The organism is Luteolibacter sp. (assembly GCF_039920825.1).
Lineage (GTDB): Bacteria > Verrucomicrobiota > Verrucomicrobiia > Verrucomicrobiales > Akkermansiaceae > Luteolibacter.
Genome location: NZ_JBDSCX010000014.1, coordinates 71,257 through 96,712, shown reverse-complemented (window position 1 = coordinate 96,712; position 25,456 = coordinate 71,257). Strand labels below are relative to the sequence as shown.

Sequence of the window (25,456 nt, the reverse complement as noted above, 5' to 3'; positions counted from 1 at the left end):
GACTTCATCTACACCGACGGCAACTCCACCCAGCCGTTCTCCGGCTACGCCAGCGGCTCCGGCTACAAATGCGACGCCATGCAGCGCGTGCTCGCCCATTATTTCAACCGCACCCTGGCCCGCCGCGGCACCCTCGACACCTTCGGCATCGTCAAGTTCAATCCTAACAACCGCGGCATTGTTAACACCTTCGAAAACACCTACCCCTCCGCCATCAAGACCGACCAGCCGTGGATCGGAGAGGTCCCCGTCGGCGATTGGTTCTACAACACCGGCTTCAACTACAGCCCCGGCATGGTCATCCGCTACCTGCTAGAGTGCGTCTCCCGCGACGGTGCCGCCGCCATCTGCATCGCCCTCAAACCCGACGGCTCCCTCGACCCCGGCAGCGTGACGCAACTCCAGGCCGTCGGAAATTGGATGAACATCAACAGCGCCGGCATCTACGGCAGCCGCGCGTGGCTCAAATATGGCGAAGGCACCAACGTGCTGCCCACCGGCGCCCTCGGCAACTCGCAAGCCAACAAGACCTTCACCACCTCCGACTTTCGCTACACCGTGGGAGCGGACGGTTTCCTCTACGCCTATTGCATGACCGTGCCTGCCGCCGGAGCCCAGCTCACGCTCCCGTCGCTCGGCACTGGCGACGGCACACTGGGAGCACCCATCACCTCCGTGGAGTTGCTAGGAAACGCCGGGGCTCTTACCTGGAATCAGACTGCGACCGACCTCGCCATCACCTGCCCGGCCTCCATGCCGTTCCAGACGTCCGTCTGCTTCAAGATCGGCCCCGCCGCCATCATCAAGACCAATCCGCCGACAAGCCTCAACGCCACGGATTCGGGTGGCACCATCGCGCTTAATTGGTCCTCGTCGGATACCGGTGTTACCTTTTCCGTCAAACGAGCTTTGTCGCCAACCGGTCCCTACTCGGAAATCGCCACCGGACTTGCCGCGCCGACCTATGTCGATGCCCAAGTTTCCGGGAACACACCGTATTACTATGTCGTCATCGCTAACAAGGATGGCAACGCATCTGCGGATTCGGAATACGCCGTCGGATTGTTAGCCATCGCCTCCACCTGGCAGACGCAGGATATCGGAGCCACCGGCGCGACGGGGGATCACGATGCGTCCGCGAGTTATCATCTGGTGAAAGGCTCCGGAGCGGACATTTGGAATACCTCCGATCAATTTCGCTACGTATTCAGACCGCTCTCTGGAAATGGCACGATCACCGCCCGCGTGCAAAGCATGCGGAACACCGCTGGCTGGGCCAAGGCCGGTGTGATGATCCGCGAAACGCTCAACACGAATTCGAAATACGCCATCGCCTACGTTTCCCCATCCAATGGCACCGCGCTCCAGCAGCGCACCACCACCGGGGGCTCCTCCACAGGCGTCGGCAACATCACCGGCATCAACGCTCCCTACTGGGTAAAACTCACCCGCCTCGGCTCCGCCATCACCGCCTATCAGTCCGCGGACGGATCCCAGTGGAGCCTGCTAGGATCCACCACCATTTCCATGACGAATGACGTGTACATCGGCATGGCCGTCTGCAGCCTGAGCAGCAGCCTGCTCAACCAAGCGGTCTTCAGCAATGTCACCATCGCCGCCGTGGCGGCAAGCGCGGGAGTCACCTGGCAATCGCCCGTCACGGTCACTTCGGATTCCGACATCAGCTTGAATGGCACCTTTGTCCATGCGGGAAACTTCCGGAGCTCGGGAAACGTCAGCGTCACCGTGGGCGCCTCATCCATCAACTTTGCGAACCGCGCCGCCAGCAATGCCTTCTCCGGTCTCGTCTCCGGTGAAGAGGCAAAAGTGGTCTCCGGTGCCGGTGGCAAACAAACCACCACTACCTTGTTCAATGCCGCCGGAACCACGGTATCCGCCGCTTTTGAGTCGGTCCTCGATGGCTCCGCATGGGAAAACACCGACCCCGGCCCCGCCCCCGGAGCCACCGACATGGCCCTGCGCGTGACCGGTGCCGCCGGTGCTCCGCTGACGCGGGGATATATCTATCAGATTCAAATTTTCTGTTCGGATGATCGATCAACGAGTTCCACGCGGGGGCAGTTGCTTCACGACGGCCTCGGCCACGCGTCGCAGTCATTTCTTGGCAGCCAGAGCTGTTCGGTCATAGGCACCTTTGTCGCGGATTCGTCGGGCTATCAAGATTTCTTCGCCCGGAACACCACCGGAGAAGCCAATTTTCCAGCCGGCTACAATGCCTATGTCCTGAGGTCCATCGGTCCGTCTGATAGCGATGGTGACGGTTTGCTCGATTCCTGGGAAACCACACATTTCGGCTCGCTTTCCCAAGGATCTGATGGAGATCCGGACGGCGATGGCACGAACAACATCACCGAGCAGCGTCTCGGGCTCGATCCGAACGATCCGATGAAGCGTTTCAGCGCCACACTCGGCTCCACCGGCCTGCTTCAATGGCCCAGCGCAGCCGGGGTGTTGTTTACGGTTCAGAAATCCATCGATCTTTCGAGTTGGACCGATGAAGGGATCATTTCGGGTGTTTCCGGAACGGCCGAGTGCCCGACCATCCGTCCTGAAACGGGCAAAATCTTTTACCGCATCCGCTTGGAGCCATGAAGGACGGGCGCTCGATTTCCCTGGCGAGGGCGGCACGGCAAGCTTCCCAAAGTTCACCCGACCGAACTTACCGAGGATAAACCAATGGTCCGGTCCATCACACCGCCCGAATCTATCCGGGCGACGATGGTGGACGAGGCGCGGCAACAATCCGCCGTGTGGGAAGCTACCGGATTTCCGGACAGTCTTCCCGCATCCGTAACATGAGGAAAATACAAAAGAGGCGTTACCAGAAGACGATGGTCGCTTAAGGGGATCAATGTGGCTGAGTCAGCCTCTGGGAATGGGAACAAATCCATGATGCGCGACGATACGACAGGTTGCGTCCGATGCAATCGTGCAATAGTAGGAATCCTGATTTTTCTGTAATGGAATCCACTACAATTCGGTTGGGGGGGCAGAGCCAACGGAAATTCTGCGTTTCGGCGAAAAGACGCCCCGACATTTGATTGGGATCCGAATTGAAGATTGTGGATTTCCAAGATGAGACCATTTTCCTGTCATGAGGATTTGCTTCCCGCTGACCGTCGTTGCCCTGCTCACTACCTCGGCAGTCCGGGCGCAGATGGATTTGCCGGGTAATCCGACGGTTACTCCAAAGACATTCAAGACACGTGCTGTGGGTGGCGGACTCGATCCTGGGGCCACGGTGGATCCCGGGGAAAAGGCCAATCCGAAGGTACGCTACGTCACCCATATTGTGCTTTTCGACAGCCGATTCTGGACCAGCGTGGATGGCAAGCCGCTCGAGGCCAAGCTCATCGCCTTCGAAGACCTCGTCGCCGAAGCTCCCAAAGGTTCTGCCGAACCGGTGATGCCGGCACCTCCGGCTCATCCCACGGTCGTGCGTAACGGCAGGATCCGCCTTCTGGTGAACAAAAAGCCAGTGGAAGTCGCTTTGGACAAGCTGAGCCGCCAGGACCAGGAATTCGTCGATCAAATCAAGGCCGCGCTCGCGAAAAAGGCGGAGGAGAAATGAGCAGACGACGGAATGTCGAGGCTCGCCGACGGTCTTTTGAAACGGATCCAGTGATCTCTTGGCAATCCCGATTAAAACGGATAGCTCTTTGGCAATCCATGATCTCCTTCAAATCCCTGTTTAGCATCGCCTCGGTTTTCATCCTGATCCCAACCGTCATGGCGGAGCAGCCGTGGGTGCCGCTGTTCAACGGCAAAAACCTCGACGGCTGGACGCCGAAAATTTCCGGCCATCCGTCGGGCGAGAATTTCGCCGACACCTTCAAGGTCGATGACGGAATCATCAAGGTTTCCTACGACGGTTACGGGAAATTCAATTCCCAGTATGGCCATCTCTTCACCAACATCGCCTATTCCCACTACATTCTCCGGATGGAATACCGCTTCATCGGGAAAATGATGCCCGACGCCCCGAACTACGTGAATTTCAACAGCGGCGTGATGATCCACGCGCAGTCGCCGCAGAGTATGGGGCTCAACCAGGGATTTCCCTCAAGCATGGAAGTCCAATTTCTCGCCGACGAAGGGAAGGGGAAACGCGGCACAGCCAACGTCTGCACCCCCGGCACCAACCTCGAACTCGAAGGCAAACTCGTTACCCAACACATCATCGAATCCACCGCGCCGACGTTCCCTCCTGAAGAATGGGTAAAGGTCGAGGTCGAAGTCCACGGCAGCGACGAGGTCATCCACCGCATCAACGGAGTGGAAGTGCTGCGTTATCAACGGCCGCAACTCGATCCACGGGATGAAATGGCTCCCGCGACCGACCTGTTGAAAGCCGGTGCCCCGAAAATCCTCAATTACGGCTACATTGCTCTTCAAGCGGAAGGACAGCCGGTTTGGTTTCGTAATATTGAACTTAAATCCCTAGAAGCGCCTTGATCCTGAATCTCGTGCTCGACGGATGCCCCCTCCGCCGCTTTACTCCCACAGCAAATCCTATGAGCCTTCTTTTCTTCAAGCGCTTGATCGCGAATCCCATCCGTGTTGGCTACCTCGTTCCAAGTTCCGGGTTCCTCACACGAAAAACCGCAAAGCGCATTGATTTCTCGAAGCCACGGGTCGTCATCGAGCTCGGTCCCGGCGAAGGCTGCCATACCCGCCAGATCGTCCGCCGGATGAACGCGGACTCGAAACTCATCCTCATCGAGCTCGACGAACACTTCGCGGCTCATTTGAAAAAGCAGTTCGCCGGCGACAAGCGTGTCATCGTTGTCCAAGCCGACGCGCTCCACCTTGTGGAGACACTGGAAAATCTCGGTATTACCCACCCGGACTACATCTACTCCGGAATTCCCTTCACCATCATGGAGCGGAATCTGCGCGAACGGCTGCTTTCCAATATTGCCGTCAGCATGGGGCCTGAGACCGTGTTCATCACCTATCAGGTGTCCACGCTGATTTCCGATCACGAGCTTTTCGATCTGTCGCGCAGCGAGCAGTGCATCCTGAATGTCCCGCCGATCAAGGTGCTTGAACTTCGCAAGGCGGTCCTTGTCTAGCAGGTTTCCCGGGTGATTCCCGACGGTTTTCGGTCGCTGCCTAGTAGGCTGCTTCAAATTGATAGCTGCCGGAGCCGAGAGTGAGGCGGTTGTCCTGATGACTGTGGATTCCCTTCGAAAGGATCAGATCCACATTGTTTTCCGTAATCGTGCCTTTCACGGGAAGAGTGACATCGGCCGTAGTGTTTGGCGGGACGATGATCTCCACATGGAATTTTTCGCCGTCGATTCTCCACGAACAGGCGAGTTTGCCATGCCGCGTTTCCATCGAGGCCGACGCATGAGTGATCGTGCCGGTAGGACGCGGTGCTATTTTTACCCGATCAAATCCGGGGGCGGCGCGATCAATTCCCGCCAGATCCGCGAACATCCATTCACAAACGGCGCCGAACGCGTAGTGGGAAAACGAATTCATGCTCGGCTCGTGGACGCCGCTGCCCTTGATGTAGGAGTTCCAGCGTTCCCAGATGGTGGTCGCGCCGTTGTTCACCTCATAGCCCCAGCTCGGGTATTCGTGCTGCTGCATGAGGATGCCCGCGAGATCGTGATGGCCGCTGGCTGATAGAGCGGGGAGCAGAGGACGTGTGCCGAGAAATCCGGTGGTCATCTTGTTGCCGTTTTCCTTCACCAGATCGGCGAGATGGGCGGACGCGGCGTCGCGCTTGTCGGCCGGGATCAGGTCGAAAAACAGCGCGATGGCGTAGGCGGATTGATTGTGGATGGAGAGTTTCGAGTCCGGCTGAAGATAGGCTTTTTGAAAAGCCGCGCGGACTTTCTCGGCCAACGCCTTGTATTTTTCGGCATCGGCGGCATTGCCGATCGCTGTGGCCATTTCCGACATCAGTTGCGCGTCGTAGGCATGATAGGCGAGATCGATGAAGGGAATCGGCGTCTTCACCTCACCGACCGAAAGCCAGTCGCCAAAGCCACAGTCATCGATGGCTCCCTTGAGTTCCGGATCTCGGGCGGCGCGCCATTCCATGAAATCGTTCATTTTCCGCCAGTGTTCGGAAATCACGCGGGTGTCGCCGTAGACCTGCCAAATCGTCCACGGGCAGATCACTCCCGAGTCCATCCAGCCCGCGGCGTGGTGTTCGTTAGGCCGTGCGAGCGGACGCGGGGCATAAGCGGGGTAGGCACCGTAGTCCCATGCATCGTCATTGAGATCCCGCAGCCACTTGGTGTAGAATGAGGCGATGTCGGCATTGAAAGTGGCGGCGCGAACATAGACCTGCGCGTCGCCGGTCCAGCCCATGCGTTCGTCGCGCTGCGGGCAGTCGGTCGGCATCTCGAAGAAATTCGCACGCTGGGTCCAGATCATGTTCTGATAGAGCTTGTTGAGCATCGGGTCCGAACATTCGAAGCTCCCGTGCCTCGGCGTGTCGGAATGAATGACGATACCGGTGATCGCATCGAGGCCGGGCGTGCCGGGAAATCCGGTGAGCTCGACGTATTGGAAACCATGATAGGTGAACTCCGGCGTCCATGATTCTCCGGCAGGATCACCTTTCAGAATGTAGGTATCGACCGCGCGGGCGCAGCGGAGGTTCTCGGTGCTGAGGTGTCCGTCGTTATGCAGCACTTCGGCGTATCGGATGGTGACCTTTTCACCGGCTTTACCCTTCACCTTGAGCCTGACAACTCCGGAAATGTTTTGTCCGAGATCGAAAATGAAAACGCCGGGCTTCTGCTCGCGAACTGTTTTCGCAGGCATTTCCTCGATCGGGCGGACGGGAACTCCGGGATGGGGTTCGATCTTGGAATCGCTGCCGGTTTTGCAAACGGCATCCACCCATTTCGAGTCGTCGTATCCTGCGGTGGACCAACCGGTGAGTTCCTTGCGGGCGTCATAGGATTCGCCCATCAGAATGTCGCTCTCCGTGATCGGGCCGAGTGAGGCTTTCCAAGTCGGATCCGTGATGATGGTTTTACGGCTGCCATCGGCCAACTCGATTTCAAGCTGAACTCTAACTGCCGGTGAGATTCCATAGTAGTATCGCCCGTTGATTCCCGGGACCAATCCCTCTTGGCCCGTAAGCAGACCGTAGGCGACGTAGCCCGCATACCAACCGTCGGCGAGTGTCGCGCCGATGGCGTTTTTCCCCTCGCGGATGAGACTCGTCACGTCGTAAGTCTGCGAATGGATCCGATGATGATAGGACGACCATCCCGGAGCCAGACATTCATCGGAAACGCGGTGGCCGTTCACTTCGAGGGTGTAAACGCCGAGAGCAGTAGCGTGGATGGTGGCACGCACGACCGGAGAAGTTTCAAACTCCTTGCGGAAATATTTCGCCGGAGTCATCACGAGGCTTCCCCGCTGCGGATCACCGATGAAGTTCTGGATGTTCTCCTTAGTGGTGAACGCGTGGTCATCCTTCGAGCTGATCCACAAGGCGCTCCAATCCTCACGCTCTAACAATCCGACGCCGAACGATGCGGGTTCGCTCCATGGCGATGCTTCGTCTCCGTCTCCCCACACGCGGACGCGCCACACAGCCCGGTCGCGGGAGACGAGAGGGGAGCCGCGGTATTCGATTTGGCCGGTAGCGGCGGACGATGTTTTTCCGGATGACCAGAGCGGCTTGCCATTGAATCCATCCGCCTCGCGGGCGACCTGGATCTCATACGCCGTCTGATGGAGATCGCGCGCCTTGCGATCCGAAGACATGATTTTCCAGGAAAAACGCGGTGTGGAAGTGGCGATCGCCAACGGAGAAGAGTGATACTCGCACCCCAGTTGGTTAGGGAGCGGAACGTCGGCGAGCAGCGGGAGGAGAAGGCTGAACAGAAGAAGCAAGGGTTTCATGAGCGGCACTGGATTTTCAGAATGCTGAAAGGCATTCACAAACGATGATTTGAGGGATGTTTTTGCAAGCGGTCACTCCCGAATTCACGGTGATGTGCCCTTGCCTGCGGGGCTCCGGCGGCCTATTGCTCGCGCATGACATCGGAACCGGCGAACGAGCCAGCCATCGGCGTGGTGGGCGGCAGCGGACTTTATGAAATGGAGGGCTTCGAGGACATTTCGGAGCTCGCGATCCGGACTCCGTTCGGTGATCCGTCGGACAAGGTCGTCACCGGTCGCATCGGTGGGCGGCGCGTTTGCTTTCTACCGCGGCATGGAGTGGGACACCGGATTCTGCCGCATGAAATTAACCACCGTGCGAATATCTGGGCGCTGCGTTCCCTTGGAGTTCGCTGGCTGATTTCGGTGACGGCGGTCGGGAGCTTGCGTGAGGAATTGGCACCGCGCGACATCGTCGTGCCGGACCAATTGATCGACCGCACCGGGACTGCGGCGAAGCATACGTTTTTCGGAAATGGCATCGCCGCTCACGTCGGTTTCGCCGATCCGTATTGCGGCGAGTTGCGCGGTCTTTTGCTTGCGGCGGCCCGTTCGCTCGCTCCGAAAGTCCACGATGGCGGGGCCTACCTGTGCATGAACGGTCCGGCGTTTTCCACCCGTGCCGAGGCGAATTTCCATCGGATGATCGGTGCCGACATCATCGGCATGACGAATGGTCCAGAGGCCCGGCTCTGCCGCGAAGCGGAAATCGCGGCGTCGGCATTGGCTTTGGTGACCGACTACGATTGCTGGAAAGAGGATGAAATCGCCGTGGAAGTCGATGCCGTCATCGAGAATCTGCACGCCAACAGCGCCATGGCGAAACAGATCATCCGAAGCGTCGTCGGCCTCATTCCGGAAACACCGAACAGTCCGGCGCACCGTGCGCTCGACACCGCGATTTTCACGGCGAGGTCCCAATGGCCGGAACAAACCGCGACGAATCTCGCACCGATCCTCGGCCGCTTCAGTTGAACCGGCGATCACGGTTGATGACGAGAAAATCGGAAATGACGCGCATTGCTTGGTATTGACCCTCAGGCGTCGTCGGCATACTCAGTGGCGACCCCGATTTCCCATCATGGAACCCACAACAACAGCATACGGCACCTGGAGCGGCGGACGCTTCATGCACTTTGGAGAAACCCTTTCCGAGGAGCGCTTCATCGGATGCATCCAGACCGCCTACGAGGCCGGAATTCGTACGTTCGTGACTTCCGATGTCTATGGAAACGGCAAGGCCGACGAGCTGCTAGGCGTCGCGCTTAAAGGGATTGACCGTTCCACCTACAGCCTCGTCGGGATGATCGGCCACGATTTCTACGAAGGCCAGCGCCAGGGCAGCCAGGGCTACCCGCGCTTCACTTCGCCCGCACTGCGCGGTCCCGAAGGTTATGCTGAATTCATCAACATGGCCTGCGCCAAAGAGCTCGAACGCTGCGGTGCGGACAAATTCGACCTGCTGATGCTACATAATCCGGACGAACTCGGCTACACCAGCGAGCCGCTCTGGCAGGCGCTCGAAGCCGCTAAAACCTCAGGCCTCACCGACCGTCTCGGCATCGCCCCCGGCCCGGCAAACGGTTTTTCGTTAGATCTCGTTTACTGTCTCGAAAAATTCGGCCACCTCATCGACTGGTCGATGCTCATTCTCAATCCGCTCGAGCCTTGGCCCGTCGGACTCACCCTGCCGGTCTGTGAGAAACACGGCGTCAAGGTGATGACCCGCGTCGTCGATTATGGCGGTGTATTCCATGACGACATCGGCGGCCCCGAGCACAGCTTCAAGCCCGGCGACCACCGCACCTATCGGCCGGAAGGCTGGGTGAAACACGGCATGGAAAAGGCCGACCGCATGCGCCCGCTTGCGGAGAAATACAATCTAACGCTCCTTCAGTTCGCCTGCATTTGGAACCTCAGCCATCCTGCTGTCGAAAGCGTGGTGCCGACATTCATCCAGGAAGCTGGCGAAGGTGCGCGTTTGATCGAAGACAAGATCCGCGATTTCGCGAAACTGCCGGACGTTAGGTTTACCGCCGAGGAAGTCGATTCCATCCGCCAGATCGGCGACAATACCGGCTGCATGACGTTGAAAGGCGCCAGCAAACGCCACGAAACCAGCGAACGCCCTGACGAATGGCCGATGCGGGAGGACCTGTTGGAGCTCGCGGGGCGCAACGGGCTTGGTTCCGAGTGGTAAATAAGGAGGGCGGACACTCCTGTCCGCCGGGCCAATGAAATGCGAAAGCGCGGTATCGTTCGCTCGGTTCCTTTCGCTCCCCATTGGCCAGCGGGACAGGAGTGTCCCGCCTCCTTACTTTCCCGCAATCAGGGCGACGGTGGTTTCCCAATCAATACACGCATCCGTGATGCTCTGACCGTAAACGAGCTGATCGAGCGGCTGCGGGAATTTCTGTGCTCCGGCCACGAGATTGCTCTCTAACATGGCACCGATGATCGAGGTGTCACCGGCCTTCCGCTGGCGGACGATTTCCTCGAAGACGGCTGGCATCAGAAGGTGATCCTTGCGGCAGTTACCGTGACTCGCATCGATCATGATGGCGGGCTTCAGCCCGCTTTTCACCAGCAACTCGCGGGTCGTTTTCACGCTTTGCTCGTCGTGGTTAGGTCCGCTGTCGCCGCCGCGCAGGATGATGTGGCAATCGGGATTTCCGGTGGTGGTAACGGCGGAAGCGCGGCCGTCCATGCCGACGCCAAGAAAAGTCTGCGGGTGTGTCGCGGCTTTGATGGCGTTGATCGCGGGTTCCAGATTTCCGAGCGTGCCGTTCTTGAATCCGAGCGGCATTGAGAGTCCGCTGGCCATCTGGCGGTGGGTCTGGGATTCGGTGGTGCGCGCGCCGATGGCCGACCAGCAGATCAGGTCGGCGATGTATTGCGGGGTGATCGGATCCAGCAGTTCGGTGGCGGTCGGAATACCGAGATTCAACACATCCAGCAGGAATTGTCGCGCGACCTGCAGGCCTTCCTCGATCCGGTTGCTGCCGTCGAGGCGTGGATCCATGATCAGGCCTTTCCAGCCCACCGTGGTCCGCGGTTTCTCGAAATAGACGCGCATGACCAGCAGCATGTCGTCCTTCACCTGATCCGCGAGTTTGGCGAAGCGTTCGGCATATTCGAGACCGGCGGCTGTATCGTGGATCGAGCAGGGACCGGCGATGACCAGCAGCCGCGGATCGTTTCCGAAAATGATGTCGCGGATTTCCCGACGGCTTCTAACGACGAAATCCGCGTTGCTTTCGCTGCGGGGAATCCGGTTGAGAAGCTCGATCGGAGTGGGGAGGGCCAGATTGGAACTGACGTGGATGTCGCTGACAGGTTGCATGGTGGGGAAATCAGATGGGCCGCTGGGTGACAGGCTCCGGCAGGGTTTCGGGATCCTCGTGCCAGGCAAGACCGGCGTCCGCGCTGCGCTGGAGATCGGCGATGATCTGAGCACCTAACAAAATGATCAACGCGATGGCTTCCATGATCAGCAGCACGATGATGATGGTGGCCATCGAGCCGTAGATCACGTTTACGGAGGAGACTTTCGTGTAGTAGGCGACCAGCACATGCCGGACGATTTCCCAGAGAATCGTCGTGGTGAGTCCGGCGATCAACGCGCGTTTCAACGGGATCTTGGCGACCGGCATGATCTTGTAGAAAAGCGTGAACAGCAGCACCAGTCCCAGAACCCCGGTCGTGTAGATGATCTGGCTGAGGTGGCGTTGGAGCAACACGTCGACACCGGAAAACATGGAGTTTTTAAAGCTCCGCGCATCGATGACCGCGTTGATTGTGGTGATTGCGATCAGTCCGGCAGCGACGATGAGGATGAAGAAATACGGCATCAGCGCGGACACCCAGAATTTGCGTTTCAGCGTGGGGAGCGGCTGGTGGAAAATAATGGCGAAGGCGTCCTCCAACACGCGGAAGGCGAACGAGCTGAAGATCACCAGCGAACCGAGCCCCAGCCAGCCGATGAGCTGCCGGGTCTGGAGGAATCCTGTTAGCACCTCGTTGAGCGTGGGGGCGAAGCCGGGAGCGATGAGCGAAACTTCGATCGAAATGGATTCCATCAATTGCGCGGGGTCGATGAAATGCGAAAAGAGCACCACCAAGACGGCCGACAGGGGAATCAGCGAGAGCATCATGTTGTTAGCAACCGCCGCCGTCAGCAGCATCCCGTGGTTTCGCAGGAAAAAGTCGCGCAGCACCCGGCTGGCGAACCGGATGATTTTCGGCGGTCGTTTTTCCATCGGGCGGAAGTTTGGACGGGGGAAGAGATTCCTGCAAATCCAAATCCCGATCCGTCGCCGCGACTTACAAGTGCAGCGACTTGTCGATCAGACTGAGAAAATCCGCACGGTCCGGTGGCAGATTGGACGAGGCGATTTCGCGTGCGAGAGCGGCTACGACTTCCGCATCGATGATTCCGGTTTGCTCGCCGGCGAGCCACTGGGAAAAGGTGCAGACCAAGGCCGCGAAGCGGGCGTCATCGGAGGGCTCGGTGTCTTTGTTGTGAATCAGGGAAACAGTTGGCGCTGCCGTACCGTCGGCGGACCATTCCAAGGAACCGAGATTCCCGCCGGATGCGGACGGCTCGATTTCCACGGCGAGATTGATCACGGCGCCTGCGGGGAGATTTCCGGGAAGTGGGCCGGTCGTGACGCCCGCAACCGGATTGAAACCCAGAAGCCGATAGCGCAGGACGGTTTGGGGATTCGCGTGGAAGGTGATTTTGACGTCGCTTTGCTTCTGTGAATTTCCCCGCAGCGAGATCAGAAGCAGCGAGGCGGAAGGTTTCCATGGGCACGCGATGAGTTCGGACGAAAGCGTGGCGACGTGGGCGCTCATGCCGCTGTCACGGTTGTCCGGATGCCAGTTGTTAGCTGAGCTTCTCGCGATGGAGGCGACACCGTTCAGGCGGAGCGGGAAGTTGTTGAGGATCTCCTCCAGCCGGACCGCTTCGTGCGGCGGAAGTTTCGCATCGGTCCGGATCGAATTGGAAACCACCTCCAGACTGGATTTTCCGTAGCTAACAGGCAATTCGAGGGTCGGAAAATCCGCCGGGGTAACCGCGCCCTGCCTGGCGACTGCGGATGGAACGACGGTCTTCGCCTCCGCTGGAGGAGGCGTGATGATGGGGGCCGGGCCGGGTGCGGGAACTGGAGAATCGGAAACCGGTGCTGGCTTGTTCGCTGCCGTGGTTTTCCCGAATTCACCGGACATGGTGAAGAAAATGTAAGTGGTGATGGCGAGCACGGCGGCCGCGGCGGCAGGGATTAGCCAAGCTTGCAGGGATGCGAACGAAATGATTCCGGAAGGACGGGAAGAGCTGCGCGCATTGCGGCGGACGTTTTCGCGCTGGGCCGGAGTCAGCTTGTCGCCAGTGACCGCGAGGCGCTCGGTTAGGAATTCCTGGACGCTCCGGATACCGCTGACTTCGGCCTGTAGAGCCGGGTCCGCGGCGATGGCCTGCTCCACAGCGGCGGCCTCGTCGGGTCCAAGCTCGCCGAGCACAAAGGCGGTCAGGCGAGGATCTTCGGGATGGAGTTTCATGGCGGTTAGTTTGGGGACCTGCGGATCAGCTCCGCAGGTCGTCGGGGATGATTTCACGCAGGCGCTTGAGGCCGGTGTGGATCAGAAAGCCGATGTTGCCGGTGGTGAGTCCGGTGATTTTGTGAATGTCCTGATAGCTGAGTCCTTGTTGGAATTTGAGAATGATGACCTCGCGCTGCTTTTCGGTGAGGCGGTCCATGTAGCCCATGACCCGGGAAATCTTTTCGTCATGGACGGATTGCTCGTCCGGCTGGAGACCCGGCCCGGCGACTTTTTTCCAGCGGATATCCTCGAGCGGCTGGGTGCGCTTGTCCTTGCGGAGAAGATCGAGCGCGCGGTTCCGGCAAACGGTGAACAGCCACGATTTGAGGTTCTCCCTGACTTTTGAAATGTCCTGCTGGCACAACCGCACGAACGTGTCCTGCACCACGTCGCGGGCGAGGTCGGTATCGTGGAGGATGGTGGATGCATAGCCGATGAGGGACGATTCGTGGTCCGTGATCGCCTGCTCGATGAATTTCTCCCGGGCAGCCGGGGTGAGCTTCATTTCTTCAGGAGCGACCGGACTCCCGGTATCAACGGGCGGGACCGATGAGATTTTAGAATTATTTTCGGAACTTTCCGGCATGTCAGCGGATGAAATAGCTGAGGTGTTCGAGCTCCAAGGCGAGATCGACATTGTTCACCGTGACGTCGGGAGTGACCTCGAGAACGATGGGTGAGAAATTCAGGACGCCTTGGATGCCGGCGGCGACCAAGCGGTTGACCACGGCTTGGGCGAATTCGACAGGGACGCAGAGGATCGCCAGCTTCACGGACTTCGTGGCGATGAACTCTTCCAGATCGGAGTCGGGGAAAACGGGGATGGTGACCCCACGCGCACGAGTGGCTTCCGGATTCGCGTCAAAGGCGGCGACCACCTCGAAGCCCTCTTTTTCGAATCCATGATAGCGAAGAAGCGCGGAACCGAGATTTCCCGCTCCGACGAGGATGACCGGTTGGAGGTGCTCGCGACCCAGTGTTTCCCGGATCGTAGTGGACAGGATGTCAACCGGGTAACCGAGGCCGCGCGTGCCGAATTGCCCGAAGTAGGCGAGATCCTTGCGAAGCTGCGCCGGCTTGACCCCGGCGGCGCGGGCAAGCGTCGTCGAACTCACGGTATCCACGCCGTTGTCATGCAATTTCTGCAGACACCGGTGATAGATGGAGAGCCGGTAGATCGCTTTTTTCGGGATATCGATCTTCCCGATTTTGTCGGAATTTTCCACGGTGGATTTTGGGAATTTCTCAAAGACTATCCGGCTTCTGGAGCAGGGATGCAACCCGGTTCAGCAAAACTCCCGCACCGCCGCCATCGACGACGCGGTGGTCGAAGGTGAGCAGCAGATCGGCTTCGGTGGCGGGTAAAAATGCTTCGACCTGATCGCTCCAGACAGGCTTCTTCACCCCGGCACCGATGCCGAGGATCAGAGTTTCGTTAGGAAGCGGAATGGGAGTGCCGATGGTGAGTCCGAAGGTGCCGAAATTGGTCACGGTGGCGATGCCTCCGCTGCAATCCTGCTCGGTAAGCCGACGGCGGCGTGCGCGGTCCACGAGATCATCATATTCTGCGACGAGTTCACTCAGCGGTTTTTGATCCACTTTTCTAACGACAGGGACGACCACGCCATCCTCGACCTGCACCGCGACTCCAATGTCGAATGAGCGGGGGTGGACCACCTTGTCGCCGATCAGATAACCGGCGGTCGTTGGATTTTCGGTCAAGGCGAGAGCGAGCGCGCGGAGCAGATAGAGGGTGAGACCGGGTTTCGGTGACTGGGCGCGGCGGTGATCCAGCAGGCGGTCTAGCAGGATCGGGAGGCCAACGGTCGCGAGCGGCCGGGTCCAGCTCCGGCGCATGGCGTCGGCCACGGCGAGACGCATCGGCGAGGCCTGCGAGCTCGGCCAGGCGTCGAGATAGTCGAGGAACCGTTCGAGGTCTTCCACCGTCACGCGGCCACCGGCGCCGGTCCCGACGATGGCTGAAATGTCCGCCTCGCGGATGCCGAGGTCGTCCATCCGTGCGCGCATCCGCGGGGAAATGTAGTGGGCTCCGAGGACTCCTGTTGGAACGGGAAGTCCTTTCACGCTGGGAACCACGGCAGGAGCTTCTTCGTAGGCGTCGTCATCGAGGGCGAAATGGAGATTCGCCTCCGCTTGGGAAGGATTGGCGGAGTTGCTGGCCACACGTTTCGCCTCGATGGCCTCCAGCGACTCCACGCCGGTGCGGGCGATTTCCTCCTCCGTCACGTCGAGCAAACCTAACAGCGTTCCGACCGAGTAGGAAATTCCTTCCTGTGCACGCAGCTCGGACACGACGCCGTCGCAGAGCGTGGTGACGCCCATCACCGCCTTGTTCGTTTCCACCTCGATGATTTCCTGATCTGTGCGGACGGTATCGCCTACCGCGACGCCGAGGCGGATGATGGTGGCTTCGGCGATGGATTCGCCGAGCTGGGGCATGAGGATGGGAACGGTGGGCATGGCGGTAAGCGGTCGGTGTTCCGGGAAATAAGTTAGAAAGAAAGCAGTTTGCGGAGCGCCTCGCAGATGGACTCGGGCGTCGGGCGGTGGGCGGCCCAGAGTTTCGGATGATAGGGGACTGGCGTGTCGCGGGCGTTCAGCCGCTGCGGCGGAGCATCGAGCAGGTGAAATCCTTCTTCCGTCACCCGGGAAACGACTTCAGCCGTGACGCCACCCCATGGGAAGGCCTCGCCGACGGCTAACAAACGTCCCGTACGGGCGACCGAGGCGAGGATCGTGTCGAGATCAAGCGGCTTCACGGAACGCAGATCAACCACTTCGATTTCCCAACCGTCCTGAGCGAGACGATCCGCCGCGCGAACCGCTTCGTGGACCATCGCGCTATACGCGACGACCGTCGCATGCTTGCCGGGGCGGGTGATCCGCGCTTGGCCGATGGGCAGGTGGTCGCCATTGATCGACTTTGCCTTGAGCCAGCGATAGAGAAACTTGTGCTCGCAGTAAATGACCGGGTCATCCAGCGCCACGCCGTCCAACAGCATGTGATAGGCGTCCGATACCGTTGCTGGTGTTAGGACCACCAGGCCGGGATACTGGGCATAGATTCCCTCCATGCTCTGGCTGTGGAAAGGGCCAGAGCCGGGAGTGCCACCGGAGGGCAGGCGCACCGTGAGCGGGATCGGAACTCCGGTCCGATAGAAGTGCGTCGCCGCCTGATTGATGATCTGGTTGAACGCCAGCGACGAGAAATCCGCGAACTGCATTTCCACGATCGGCCTCATGCCTTCGATGGCCGCACCGACCGCCATGCCGATCATCGCATCTTCGGAAATCGGCGCGTCGAAAACGCGGTCTGGAAATTGTTCGGCAAGACCCTTGGTTGCCTTGAACGCGCCGCCGAAGGTGGCGATGTCCTGGCCGTAGAGAAACACGCGGTTGTCCTCGCGCAGGAGCTTTTCCTGAGCCTCGCGAATGGCGTCGATGTAGGTCACACTCACTGGAAATTTGGCTGGGAAAGGGGAAACCGGGTGGAAAGCGCGGTCCAAATTTCCTGATAGGGATCCGGCACGTCCTCCTGCTGGGCTTGGGCCACGGCGCGCTGGACTTCCTCGGCGAATTGATCCTGCCAGGCGAGAATTTCTTCCACCGTGGCGAGGTTGTTTTCCACGAGTTGGCGCATCGCGACCTCGATGCAGTCGCGGCCGTAGTGGCCGCCGCGGATTTCGGCCGGGACGTAGGAGCCGTCGTCATGCTCGCCGTGACCTGATAGGCGCAGCAGTCTCGCGACGACCATCTGCGGTCCGCCGCCATCCCGGGCGCGTCTGACCGCCTCGCCGATTACCGACGCGCAGGCCATCAAATCCGTTCCGTCCACTGAAAATCCGCCGACGCCATAACCGCGGGCTTTCTCCACCAGATCCGCGCAGGCGAATTGCCGGTTGTTGGGCGTCGAATAGGCGAATTGATTGTTTCCTACCACGATCACCATCGGCAACCGTTCGACCGCCGCGAGGTTCAGACCTTCGTGAAATGCCCCGGTCGAAGTAGCACCGTCCCCGATGCAGGTCGCGCCGACGCGTCCGGTGAGAGTGCCTTGCAGCCGCTTCGCGAAAAGCATGCCCGCGATCAGCGGTACTTGGGCCCCAAGGTGGGAAATCATCGCCGGCATGCCGACACTCGGGCGGCCGCGGTGGATGTTGCCGTCGCGGCCCCGCATCGGGCCCTCGACCGAGCCGAGGTAAGTTCGCGTGCAATCGATCAACGGCTCACCAAATGCCGTGCGTCCGGCCTGGTCGCGGATCAGCGGGGCGAAAAAATCCGTGCCTTGGATCAGGGAGGTGCCGAGCGTCGCGCTGACCGCTTCCTGACCGCGTCCGAGATAGACGCCGCCGACGATTTTCCCCGCTTTGTAGAGGCTCGAAAGCTTGTTTTCCAAGATCCTCGCCCGCAGCATTGAGTGAAACACCGACCTCAGGAAATCGCGGTTCATCACCACTCCGTCGGCGTAAGGTTGCATATCCAAGTGCGGCACGGCGAGAGCCTAAGACAGTGCGCGGGAAACCTGCAACCGCTTTCCCGAAAACTCATGAACCTTTAAGTTTATGGCCAAAACCGGCCTCCATCTGGTGTATCCGGGCACCCGCCAGGACGTTTTTCCAATGGCTCCTCACTCGGGGAGGGCGGACATGCTGGTTCGGGCTCCAGCAGTCCCTCCGGACCCGAGACGTCACCTCGGTTTCCCGCGCAGATAATGGAAGATCGCCAGGAGTGATAGGATACCGGCGGCAACCGAAAACCGAATCCTGTCCGGAACCCTGCCAGTAACGGAAGAATCGCCACCGGCGATCTGTCGGGGAGGGGTGTTGGCCGGATGGTTCGTGACTTTTGTTTTCGCCGTCCGGCCCTCTTCTGCGGTCATCACCAATTGGTTGACGTGGTCTCTCGTATACAGATTGTAAACCTCGTCGGCGGCCCGTGTTCTCGTCACGGCCGGATTCGCCTTCATCATCTCGAAATATTGTGAAAAATCGACGCCCGATTTCGCTGTCTCGGTGATGACCTTTCCTTCGGATATTGAAAAGGCGATGAGATCCAAGGAATTTCCCTGCCGTTGTAAGGAATAAAGCCGGGGGGAGGTGTCGAAACCCTGTTCTACAAAAATGCCGCAAATGTCCCAGTCAAACTGGAGGTCGCCAAGTTCCTTGAAACGCCCGCCCGCAGCGTCGTAAACCGTCCACATGTTGCCATATTTGCCGTTTCTCTGATAGTTCGTGGTGACAAGTTTTTCCACGGTTCCATCACCATCAATGTCCGCAGACATCGAAATGATCATTTCTCCTTCGCGGACGCCCTCATCCGGAATGTAGTACCGCTCCGCCTCCCAGCCGGCGGAGGCATCCTCATTTTCCGCAGCCCTGGCGTCAGGTTGCGCCTGCGAGGCTGCGGGAATCTGTCCTGCTGGAAGAAAGACCGCTGCGACTGAAACCGGAAGGCATTTAAACATCGTCATTTTCAATTTGAGATCATCTGTCTTTATTCCCCGATTCCCGCCGTTGCCAGATGATAACCACGATTGCGGCTAGAAAAAGCGCGACGATCCACGGTCCTGCCCGGGCAAGGTCCGACGATCCCCCCGCGTTATGTGAATGCCCAGTTTTGTCCTTTTCCGAACGGGCATCCATACCCGAAGGGGCAGGGGAGTCCTGATCGCTCCGTTTGCCGGGCCTTTCCGGACTCTTCAGCGCCTCGCGATTTGATAGATTCAGGAGAATGGAGCTGACGGACCTGGAGCTGATCTGCGGCTTGTTGGATTCGCCTGCGTAGATGCTGTCGTAAAGCGCTTTGTCAGCACCTCCCGGACTGATTTCGCCTTCCCAGGACGCTACGAGCTGCCTCTTGCCGTCGAATGAGTTGAACGTCAGGGTTCCTTTGCCTGCTCCTCCGTGATGATACTCATAATAGCCGTGTACGCCGTCCCGATCGGCCAACCGCAAGGTCGAAGAATTCAGCTCCGCAATGCCCACCTTTTGAATCGATCCACCACCGTCGGCGGACATCTGATATAAAATCCAAATGCCATCCGAAATCAGGTCGGGCCTGCTGACGAAAATTTCCGTATTCGCGCCGTTTTCGAGAAGGAAATAGCTCACATCTTCTTTCCGGCTCGCCCTCGTTGTTTTTGGACCAGAAACCCCTTGGTCGTTTGAGGCGAACTCTTCGAGCGCCAGATCGACGCCAGGCTGCCCGAACAACGTAAGCGCACCAATCCCGGAAAATAACAGGACAGCCCACGCGGATATCTTTTTCATGGGAAAAGGCCTCTCTAGCAAACTCCATCGCCAGAGCATCGGCAATCGGATATACTTCTCGTTCCTCGCCTCCCTCTCATGATTCCGCGCTCATTCCGCACGGCCGTTCCAAGCCACCAGATCCTTGTAACACAAACCTTTCCCGCCGAAAAGGTCCAGCGCGCTACCTACCGTCACATCGACCGCGCCATGCCCGGCCTGCTCGACCAGTAACAGATCCGCCATGGTCGCCGCTCCACCCGCATAGGTGATCGGGATTTTACCCCAACTTCCGAGATGGGCGACGAGTTTCGCATCGATTCCACGGCACAGTCCTTCGACATCCGCCGCATGGATCAGGAACTCATCACAAAAGGGCGCGAGGCGATCGAGCGTCGCGTGATCCACGGCCAGTTCCGTTGGCGTTTGCCAACGGTTCATCGCCACCGTCCATCCGCTAGGCATCGTGCGGCAGGAGAGGTCGATGACCAGCTTGTCCCTGCCGATTTTCTCCACCAGTGAGCGCAACGCATTCTGCAGAAATTTTCCGTCCGCATCAAACAGGGCCGAAGTCACGATCACATGGCTCGCCCCGGCATCCAGCCACTCCGCCGCATTGCTCTCGTTGATCCCGCCGCCGATCTGTAAGCCACCCGGCCACGCAGAGAGTGCCTCGCGGGCCGCCTCGTCATTTCCCGGGCCGAGTTTGATCACGTGGCCGCCGGTCAACGCATCGTCACGAAAACATCCCGCGAACCAACCCGCAGGCCTGTCCGAAACGAAATTTTCCGTCGGCCCCGCGCCGTCGTCGCGCAGGCTGCCGCCGACGATTTGTTTCACCTTGCCTTGGTGGAGGTCGATGCAGGGGCGGAAATGGGTCATATTGGACGGGAATAAGTTCTCGAATGTAGAGCTGGCTGGTGCAAGCATCATTAGGAACGTAGCTCTCCTTACCATTCATCATTTGGAGATCAAATGCTGCGATAACCATGTGCGCATTCGAACGTCCGCTCCAATTCCTTCCATTCGTCTTTTGCAATAATTTGTCTCATTTGGGGATCATCGATGATCGAAGCCATGCTCAAAAAATGAAACGTCAAGGCCACACGTCCGTTTCTTCCGCCCAATTGAATCGATCCCGTGTAGGTAGTGACGGATTCGGGGTAAGTGAGGTAAGAAATGCGCATTTCGATCGCGTGGCTTGCGATCGCCGCTTCGCTTCGGTAGCCGAAAATTTTCGATCTATCATAGGATGTGGCTGAGGTATCGACTGGGGGAATTTCGTCAAACAGCAGCCTGCATTCATGGATCTTTCTGATGATTTCGACACCACCACCTCCATGATATATGGGTTCCCCATCCATCGAGGAATTGGGATATTGAAGCCTCACTCCATGACATAAGAGCCACTCATCACTTTTTCTTTTTTTCAGTAAGCTGGCAAAAAACATTGTGAAATTCTTAAAGTTGTTTGGTTGTGATCGCTCAGTCCCGCTCTTGTTGCAAGAGCCCGCGTAATGCGGCGGTAACCTCGTCCCGGCTCAAGGTTCCAGCCGCAACTGCTAGAGTCAGGCTTTCCCAAGCATCGACATCGAGTTCTTCACCAAGCAATAAGCCGTTTTCGCTCAGGAATACCAAACAGGTCGCCAGCGCGACCCGTTTGTTGCCGTCCACGAACGCATGATTGCTGCACAGGTAGTAAAAATAGGCCGCTGCGATTTCGACGGGTTCCGAGATCATTGGAACTCCCATCATCGTCGCCTGTGGAGCTGCCACGGCGGATTCCAACAGTTCGCGGGAACGCAGGCCTGAGCCGCCGCCATGGGCGTTGAGCACCTCTTCGTGGATCGCAAGCACGGCCTCGACGGTCGGATGCTTCAGGACGGTGCTCATGACAAACGGCGGAAGAGTTCACTATTCTTCTGAATGAGTCGCTTTGCTGTTTCGGCTGCCTTTTCCGCATCGATCACCGCCGGCTCCATCGGTGCGATGGTGATGGTCCCACCCGCATGCACCTCCACATTTACCTCATCGCCCACTTTCAGCCGTGCGAGTTGGAGCAGGGCGGAATCGAAGATGATGCCTTGGGAATTCCCGATCTTCGTGATGGTTTTGATCATGCGTAAAACTATGTATTACGCGCCGGATTTGTCAATTCCCGGGATTTTAGGTCAACTCCATGGTCGGGTGCCGGAGTCTTGCGGATAGCAGCTTATCCACATACTTCGCCAGCATGTCGGTTTCCAAATTCATTGCTTGGCCGACTGTCGCCGAGTGAAGGTGAGTGTGCTCCCAAGTGTGCGGCGTGATCCAGAAAACCGCGCCGTCGGCCGTGAGTTCGGCGATGGTGAGTGAAATGCCGTCGAGTGTGAGCGAGCCCTTGTCGATGCAGAGCCGATGGATTTCCGGCGGCAGTGCGACGCCGACGATGTGATCCTGGCCACTTTTCTCCAACCGGGTGATTTCTCCAACGCCATCGACATGGCCTTGCACGAAATGCCCGCCGAACCTCGCGCCCACCATCATCGCCCGCTCTAAGTTCACCGTCGATCCCGCCACCAGTCCTCCGAGCGAGGTGACCCGCAGTGTTTGGGCTAACAAATCGAACGCGGTGCCTTCGGGAGAAAATTCGGCGACGGTGAGGCAGCAGCCGTTGATCGCGACCGAGTCGCCGAGCGCGAGTTCGGAAGCAAAAGGGATTTCCAACAACAACCTTGCCTGTTCGCCTTTGGATACGAGGGACAGAACGGTTCCGAGGGCTTCGACGAGTCCGGTGAACATGATAAGTTAGGGATGGGAAGTTTGTTCGACAGCGGGAATTTCAGGCGGATGTTCCTTCGCAGTGCCGTTGGGGAGGATGATGAAACAAAGATAAACGATGATCGTCGGAATCAGCGCGCCGAGCAGCAATCCCAGTGGCGAAATGCCGTCTTTGAAGTGTTTTGACAGGATGCTTTGACCCGCCGGGTTAGGGGCGTTGGCGATCACCGTGAGCCCGCCCCCGGTCACCGCGCCGGCGACGACGGCGTGTTTCGCGGCGAGCGAGAGTCCTTCCACCTGCGAGGCGAGATAGGTGATGGCCGCGTTGTCATTGAATGCAGTTAGAACTGTCGATCCCAACATCAGCGCCGCGTTCGGCAGCGCCATGATGACCGGAGCGATCCACCATGCCTGGCAACCGCCGTGGACGACAAGGCCGGCGAGGAAAAATCCCACAAGCAGGGGACTTTTCAGCGAGATCCGGTTCTGGTGGTGGCGGGTCGCGGTGGTGAAGGCCATGAAAAACAGAAATCCGCCGATGAACAGGACCGGATAGTGCGCTGCGTAAACCGTCCAGCCGAGAAAGCACAGATGCACGAAGGTCACCCACGCCGGGATGCGGGTTTCGCGTTCGTTCCACACCGGTTCGTTGACCACTCCATCCTCGTTGCCATCCGCCTGATCGGAGATTTTGAAAAGCTCCTTGCGAAACCAGATGAAATAAAGGCCGCTCGATAACAGAACCCCGATGATCGCTTTCCAACCGAAATGCTCCAGCATGAACAGCGTGTCCCAGCCCCATTTCCCCGCCACCATCAGCACCGGCGGAGCGGCGAAGTGGGTGAGCGTGCCGCCGACGGAAATGTTCACGAACAAAAGCCCGAGTGTGGCGTAGGCGAGCTTGGCCGGAGGATTGTATCGGTAAAAACGCTTCGCCAGCAGCAACGCGCCGATGGTCATCGCCGCAGGCTCAGTGATGAACGATCCCAGCACCGGAGCGATGATCAGCACGCTCAACCACCACGCGGCCGGCGATCCTTTGCCTAACATCGCCGCCTTCGACATCAGGATTTCAGAAAACCTCAGCACCGGCCGGCTTGCCGCGATGGCCATGATCACGAACACGAACAGCGGCTCGGTGAAAACCCTGTCCTTCGCGAGGTAAAGAATGAAATCATGCCACGAGTGATAGTAAACCGCCGCTCCTGCCAAGGCGATCACCCACATCCCGAACACGGCTTCCACTTCTCCCAGATAGTGCAGCACCGTGGCCGGAAACGAAACCTCTGCCACGCCATCCGGATGCAATTCGTCGCGAACCCCACGCCGTTTCATCTCCTCCTCGTGATCATGCTCCATCTGGTGGGACAGCTTGGTGAACGTGCTGGCGGCGAAGGTATGGAGAATGGCCAGCAGGAAGATCACGGATGCCGCAACATTGAAGGGATCGGCCTTCGCGCGGGCTTTCAAGGTTTCGATGATCCCGCCTTCCGTCTGCGGATAGGTTTCGAGAGGCTTCGGAAAATTCGCATACTGCGTGCTGCCATCCGCCAGCTTCGGATAGGCCGGTTTGTCATGGGTGTCGGCGGCCGCGAATGATGCAGGCGGCAGCAGGAACATCAGGGCGGTGAGCAGGCAAAGGAATGACTTCATGGCGGAAACGACGTTTCTCTCTTAAAGATGCGCCACCGCAGCGGCAAGAGTAACTTGGACGGCCCGTTCGCCAAGCTGCTGGACTTCACCGCTGGAAGGGTGCTATCCCCACGGACATGAAACCGCCTGCCCGGATCGCCAGCTTGTTACTGCCTGCCGTGATTTGTGCTGCGCTGTTGCTGTGGTCGATTCCTTCACTGCTGATTGCGAAGAAAGTAATCGGCTTGCTGGTTCTTCCTTCCGGCTTGGTATGGCTGGGTTTGATGGCGTTGGTCGGCTGGTCCGGCTTGAATCGTTGGGGCCGTTTGTTTGCGGCAATGGTGTTGATCGTTTACACCGTTGCCGGGAATTCGTGGACTGGCGGCTGGTTGCTTCGAAAACTGGAGTCGCCCTACGCCGCGATGACTCATCCGACGGAGCCTTTCGATGCCATCTGCGTGCTCGGCGGCGGATCCTCGGCCACGCCCGACGGCGATGCCCAACTCGGTCCTGCCGGAGATCGCCTCATCGTTCCCGCCCGCCTTTTCATCTCCGGAAAAACGAAGCATCTCGTCGCCAGCGGTCTCAGCGTCACCGACATCAGCGGCAGCCGTTCACTGGCGGATGATACGGCGACGGTGTGGCGTGAATTGGGAATTCCGGAAACCGCGATCACCCGTCTATCAAAGCCGCGCACCACTGGTGAGGAAATTCGAGCCTACAAGGAACTCATCGCCGCGAATTCTTGGAAACGTGTCGGCGTTTGTTCCTCCGCCTGGCACCTGCGGCGGGTGGAGAAACTCTGCCGGAGCGAGGGTGTCGAAATGATTCCCGTTCCCGCGGATTTTCTATCAGCACCGCTGCCATGGACGCCGATGTATGCCGTGCCCCAGGCGCGTGGATTTCAGAATGTGCAGAAGGCGTTGTGGGAATTCCTCGGCAGCGCCACCGGCGGTTGATTCAAAAAGTAGTGGAGGACTGAAGTCCAATGCCTTTAAGGATTCGAAACTTCACAAGAGATGTCTTACGGGAAACGCCGTGAAATGCTCTTTTTCAAGGAGCGGAGATCTCCGAATCGCCGTGCCCATGGAAAGGCAATGATTCGTGGCATCCGCTCTTCACATTGTCATTTCATGGGCTTGGGCGGATCGGAGTCCGCCCCTCCTTGTTTTTTCGACACTTGAACTCAGTTTTACACCTTGGAAACGCACCAATCCTTAAAGGCATTGGACTTCAGTCCGTTCTTT

Annotated in this window: 24 protein-coding genes; 7 read left to right on the top strand and 17 right to left on the bottom strand. The window is 58.7% G+C overall.

Annotated elements, in window-relative coordinates:
- From ABIQ96_RS03605 to ABIQ96_RS03590, 4 genes are all read left to right on the top strand, one after another.
- A partial coding sequence (locus ABIQ96_RS03605; RefSeq protein WP_348213182.1) for an alpha-L-fucosidase occupies nt 1-2,613 on the top strand: 2,613 nt, incomplete at its 5' end.
- A gap of 502 nt (nt 2,614-3,115) precedes the next feature.
- Nucleotides 3,116-3,592: a hypothetical protein gene (locus ABIQ96_RS03600; RefSeq protein ID WP_348213181.1), complete on the top strand. Its 477-nt coding sequence runs from the start codon at nt 3,116-3,118 to the stop codon at nt 3,590-3,592.
- 98 nt (nt 3,593-3,690) lie between these two features.
- Nucleotides 3,691-4,476, top strand: a complete 786-nt coding sequence (locus ABIQ96_RS03595) for a DUF1080 domain-containing protein (RefSeq protein ID WP_348213180.1) — start codon at nt 3,691-3,693, stop codon at nt 4,474-4,476.
- Nucleotides 4,477-4,535: 59 nt separating this feature from the next.
- A complete protein-coding gene (locus ABIQ96_RS03590; protein WP_348213179.1) occupies nt 4,536-5,096 on the top strand; it encodes an rRNA adenine N-6-methyltransferase family protein in 561 nt (186 codons plus the stop codon).
- 40 nt (nt 5,097-5,136) lie between these two features.
- Here ABIQ96_RS03590 and ABIQ96_RS03585 read toward each other — a convergent pair whose 3' ends face one another.
- Complete coding sequence (locus tag ABIQ96_RS03585; protein WP_348213178.1) at nt 5,137-7,905, bottom strand: family 78 glycoside hydrolase catalytic domain; 2,769 nt, start codon at nt 7,903-7,905, stop codon at nt 5,137-5,139.
- Nucleotides 7,906-8,040: 135 nt separating this feature from the next.
- Between ABIQ96_RS03585 and mtnP the strand changes: the two genes are divergently transcribed.
- On the top strand, nt 8,041-8,919 hold the full coding sequence (gene mtnP, locus ABIQ96_RS03580) for an S-methyl-5'-thioadenosine phosphorylase (RefSeq protein ID WP_348213177.1): 879 nt from the start codon (nt 8,041-8,043) through the stop codon (nt 8,917-8,919).
- Nucleotides 8,920-9,025: 106 nt separating this feature from the next.
- Nucleotides 9,026-10,144, top strand: coding sequence for an aldo/keto reductase (locus ABIQ96_RS03575; protein WP_348213176.1), 1,119 nt, complete (start codon nt 9,026-9,028; stop codon nt 10,142-10,144).
- 114 nt (nt 10,145-10,258) lie between these two features.
- Here ABIQ96_RS03575 and ABIQ96_RS03570 read toward each other — a convergent pair whose 3' ends face one another.
- The 16 genes from ABIQ96_RS03570 to ABIQ96_RS03495 form a co-directional block, all read right to left on the bottom strand.
- Nucleotides 10,259-11,287: a 3-deoxy-7-phosphoheptulonate synthase gene (locus ABIQ96_RS03570; protein ID WP_348213175.1), complete on the bottom strand. Its 1,029-nt coding sequence runs from the start codon at nt 11,285-11,287 to the stop codon at nt 10,259-10,261.
- A 10-nt stretch (nt 11,288-11,297) separates the two neighbouring features.
- Nucleotides 11,298-12,203 (bottom strand): YihY/virulence factor BrkB family protein, encoded by a 906-nt coding sequence (locus ABIQ96_RS03565; protein WP_348213174.1) that lies wholly within the window; start codon nt 12,201-12,203, stop codon nt 11,298-11,300.
- 64 nt (nt 12,204-12,267) lie between these two features.
- Nucleotides 12,268-13,506 (bottom strand): hypothetical protein, encoded by a 1,239-nt coding sequence (locus tag ABIQ96_RS03560; protein ID WP_348213173.1) that lies wholly within the window; start codon nt 13,504-13,506, stop codon nt 12,268-12,270.
- A 25-nt stretch (nt 13,507-13,531) separates the two neighbouring features.
- The gene (locus ABIQ96_RS03555; protein WP_348213172.1) at nt 13,532-14,053 is read right to left on the bottom strand and encodes a sigma-70 family RNA polymerase sigma factor; all 522 of its coding nucleotides are present in this window, start codon (nt 14,051-14,053) and stop codon (nt 13,532-13,534) included.
- Between the two features lie 82 nt (nt 14,054-14,135).
- On the bottom strand, nt 14,136-14,774 hold the full coding sequence (locus ABIQ96_RS03550) for a redox-sensing transcriptional repressor Rex (protein WP_348213171.1): 639 nt from the start codon (nt 14,772-14,774) through the stop codon (nt 14,136-14,138).
- Nucleotides 14,775-14,793: 19 nt separating this feature from the next.
- Complete coding sequence (locus ABIQ96_RS03545; protein ID WP_348213170.1) at nt 14,794-16,029, bottom strand: 2-oxo acid dehydrogenase subunit E2; 1,236 nt, start codon at nt 16,027-16,029, stop codon at nt 14,794-14,796.
- Nucleotides 16,030-16,061: 32 nt separating this feature from the next.
- On the bottom strand, nt 16,062-17,027 hold the full coding sequence (locus tag ABIQ96_RS03540; RefSeq protein ID WP_348213169.1) for a transketolase C-terminal domain-containing protein: 966 nt from the start codon (nt 17,025-17,027) through the stop codon (nt 16,062-16,064).
- A complete protein-coding gene (locus ABIQ96_RS03535; RefSeq protein ID WP_348213168.1) occupies nt 17,024-18,046 on the bottom strand; it encodes a thiamine pyrophosphate-dependent dehydrogenase E1 component subunit alpha in 1,023 nt (340 codons plus the stop codon). The genes ABIQ96_RS03540 and ABIQ96_RS03535 overlap by 4 nt, the downstream gene beginning before the upstream one ends.
- Nucleotides 18,047-18,256: 210 nt before the next feature.
- Nucleotides 18,257-19,039, bottom strand: coding sequence for a hypothetical protein (locus tag ABIQ96_RS03530; RefSeq protein WP_348213167.1), 783 nt, complete (start codon nt 19,037-19,039; stop codon nt 18,257-18,259).
- 13 nt (nt 19,040-19,052) lie between these two features.
- Complete coding sequence (locus ABIQ96_RS03525) at nt 19,053-19,838, bottom strand: hypothetical protein (RefSeq protein WP_348213166.1); 786 nt, start codon at nt 19,836-19,838, stop codon at nt 19,053-19,055.
- Between the two features lie 90 nt (nt 19,839-19,928).
- The gene (hisA, locus tag ABIQ96_RS03520) at nt 19,929-20,699 is read right to left on the bottom strand and encodes a phosphoribosylformimino-5-aminoimidazole carboxamide ribotide isomerase (protein ID WP_348213165.1); all 771 of its coding nucleotides are present in this window, start codon (nt 20,697-20,699) and stop codon (nt 19,929-19,931) included.
- A gap of 89 nt (nt 20,700-20,788) precedes the next feature.
- Nucleotides 20,789-21,268, bottom strand: coding sequence for a hypothetical protein (locus ABIQ96_RS03515; RefSeq protein WP_348213164.1), 480 nt, complete (start codon nt 21,266-21,268; stop codon nt 20,789-20,791).
- Nucleotides 21,269-21,302: 34 nt separating this feature from the next.
- Nucleotides 21,303-21,710, bottom strand: coding sequence for a type II toxin-antitoxin system death-on-curing family toxin (locus ABIQ96_RS03510; RefSeq protein ID WP_348213163.1), 408 nt, complete (start codon nt 21,708-21,710; stop codon nt 21,303-21,305).
- Complete coding sequence (locus ABIQ96_RS03505) at nt 21,707-21,937, bottom strand: hypothetical protein (RefSeq protein ID WP_348213162.1); 231 nt, start codon at nt 21,935-21,937, stop codon at nt 21,707-21,709. The genes ABIQ96_RS03510 and ABIQ96_RS03505 overlap by 4 nt, the downstream gene beginning before the upstream one ends.
- 46 nt (nt 21,938-21,983) lie before the next feature.
- On the bottom strand, nt 21,984-22,598 hold the full coding sequence (locus ABIQ96_RS03500) for a riboflavin synthase (RefSeq protein ID WP_348213161.1): 615 nt from the start codon (nt 22,596-22,598) through the stop codon (nt 21,984-21,986).
- A 6-nt stretch (nt 22,599-22,604) separates the two neighbouring features.
- Nucleotides 22,605-24,230, bottom strand: a complete 1,626-nt coding sequence (locus tag ABIQ96_RS03495; protein WP_348213160.1) for a putative Na+/H+ antiporter — start codon at nt 24,228-24,230, stop codon at nt 22,605-22,607.
- Nucleotides 24,231-24,346: 116 nt separating this feature from the next.
- Here ABIQ96_RS03495 and ABIQ96_RS03490 point away from each other — a divergent pair, with 116 nt between their 5' ends.
- A complete protein-coding gene (locus tag ABIQ96_RS03490) occupies nt 24,347-25,168 on the top strand; it encodes a YdcF family protein (RefSeq protein WP_348213159.1) in 822 nt (273 codons plus the stop codon).
- Nucleotides 25,169-25,456 lie beyond the last annotated feature (288 nt).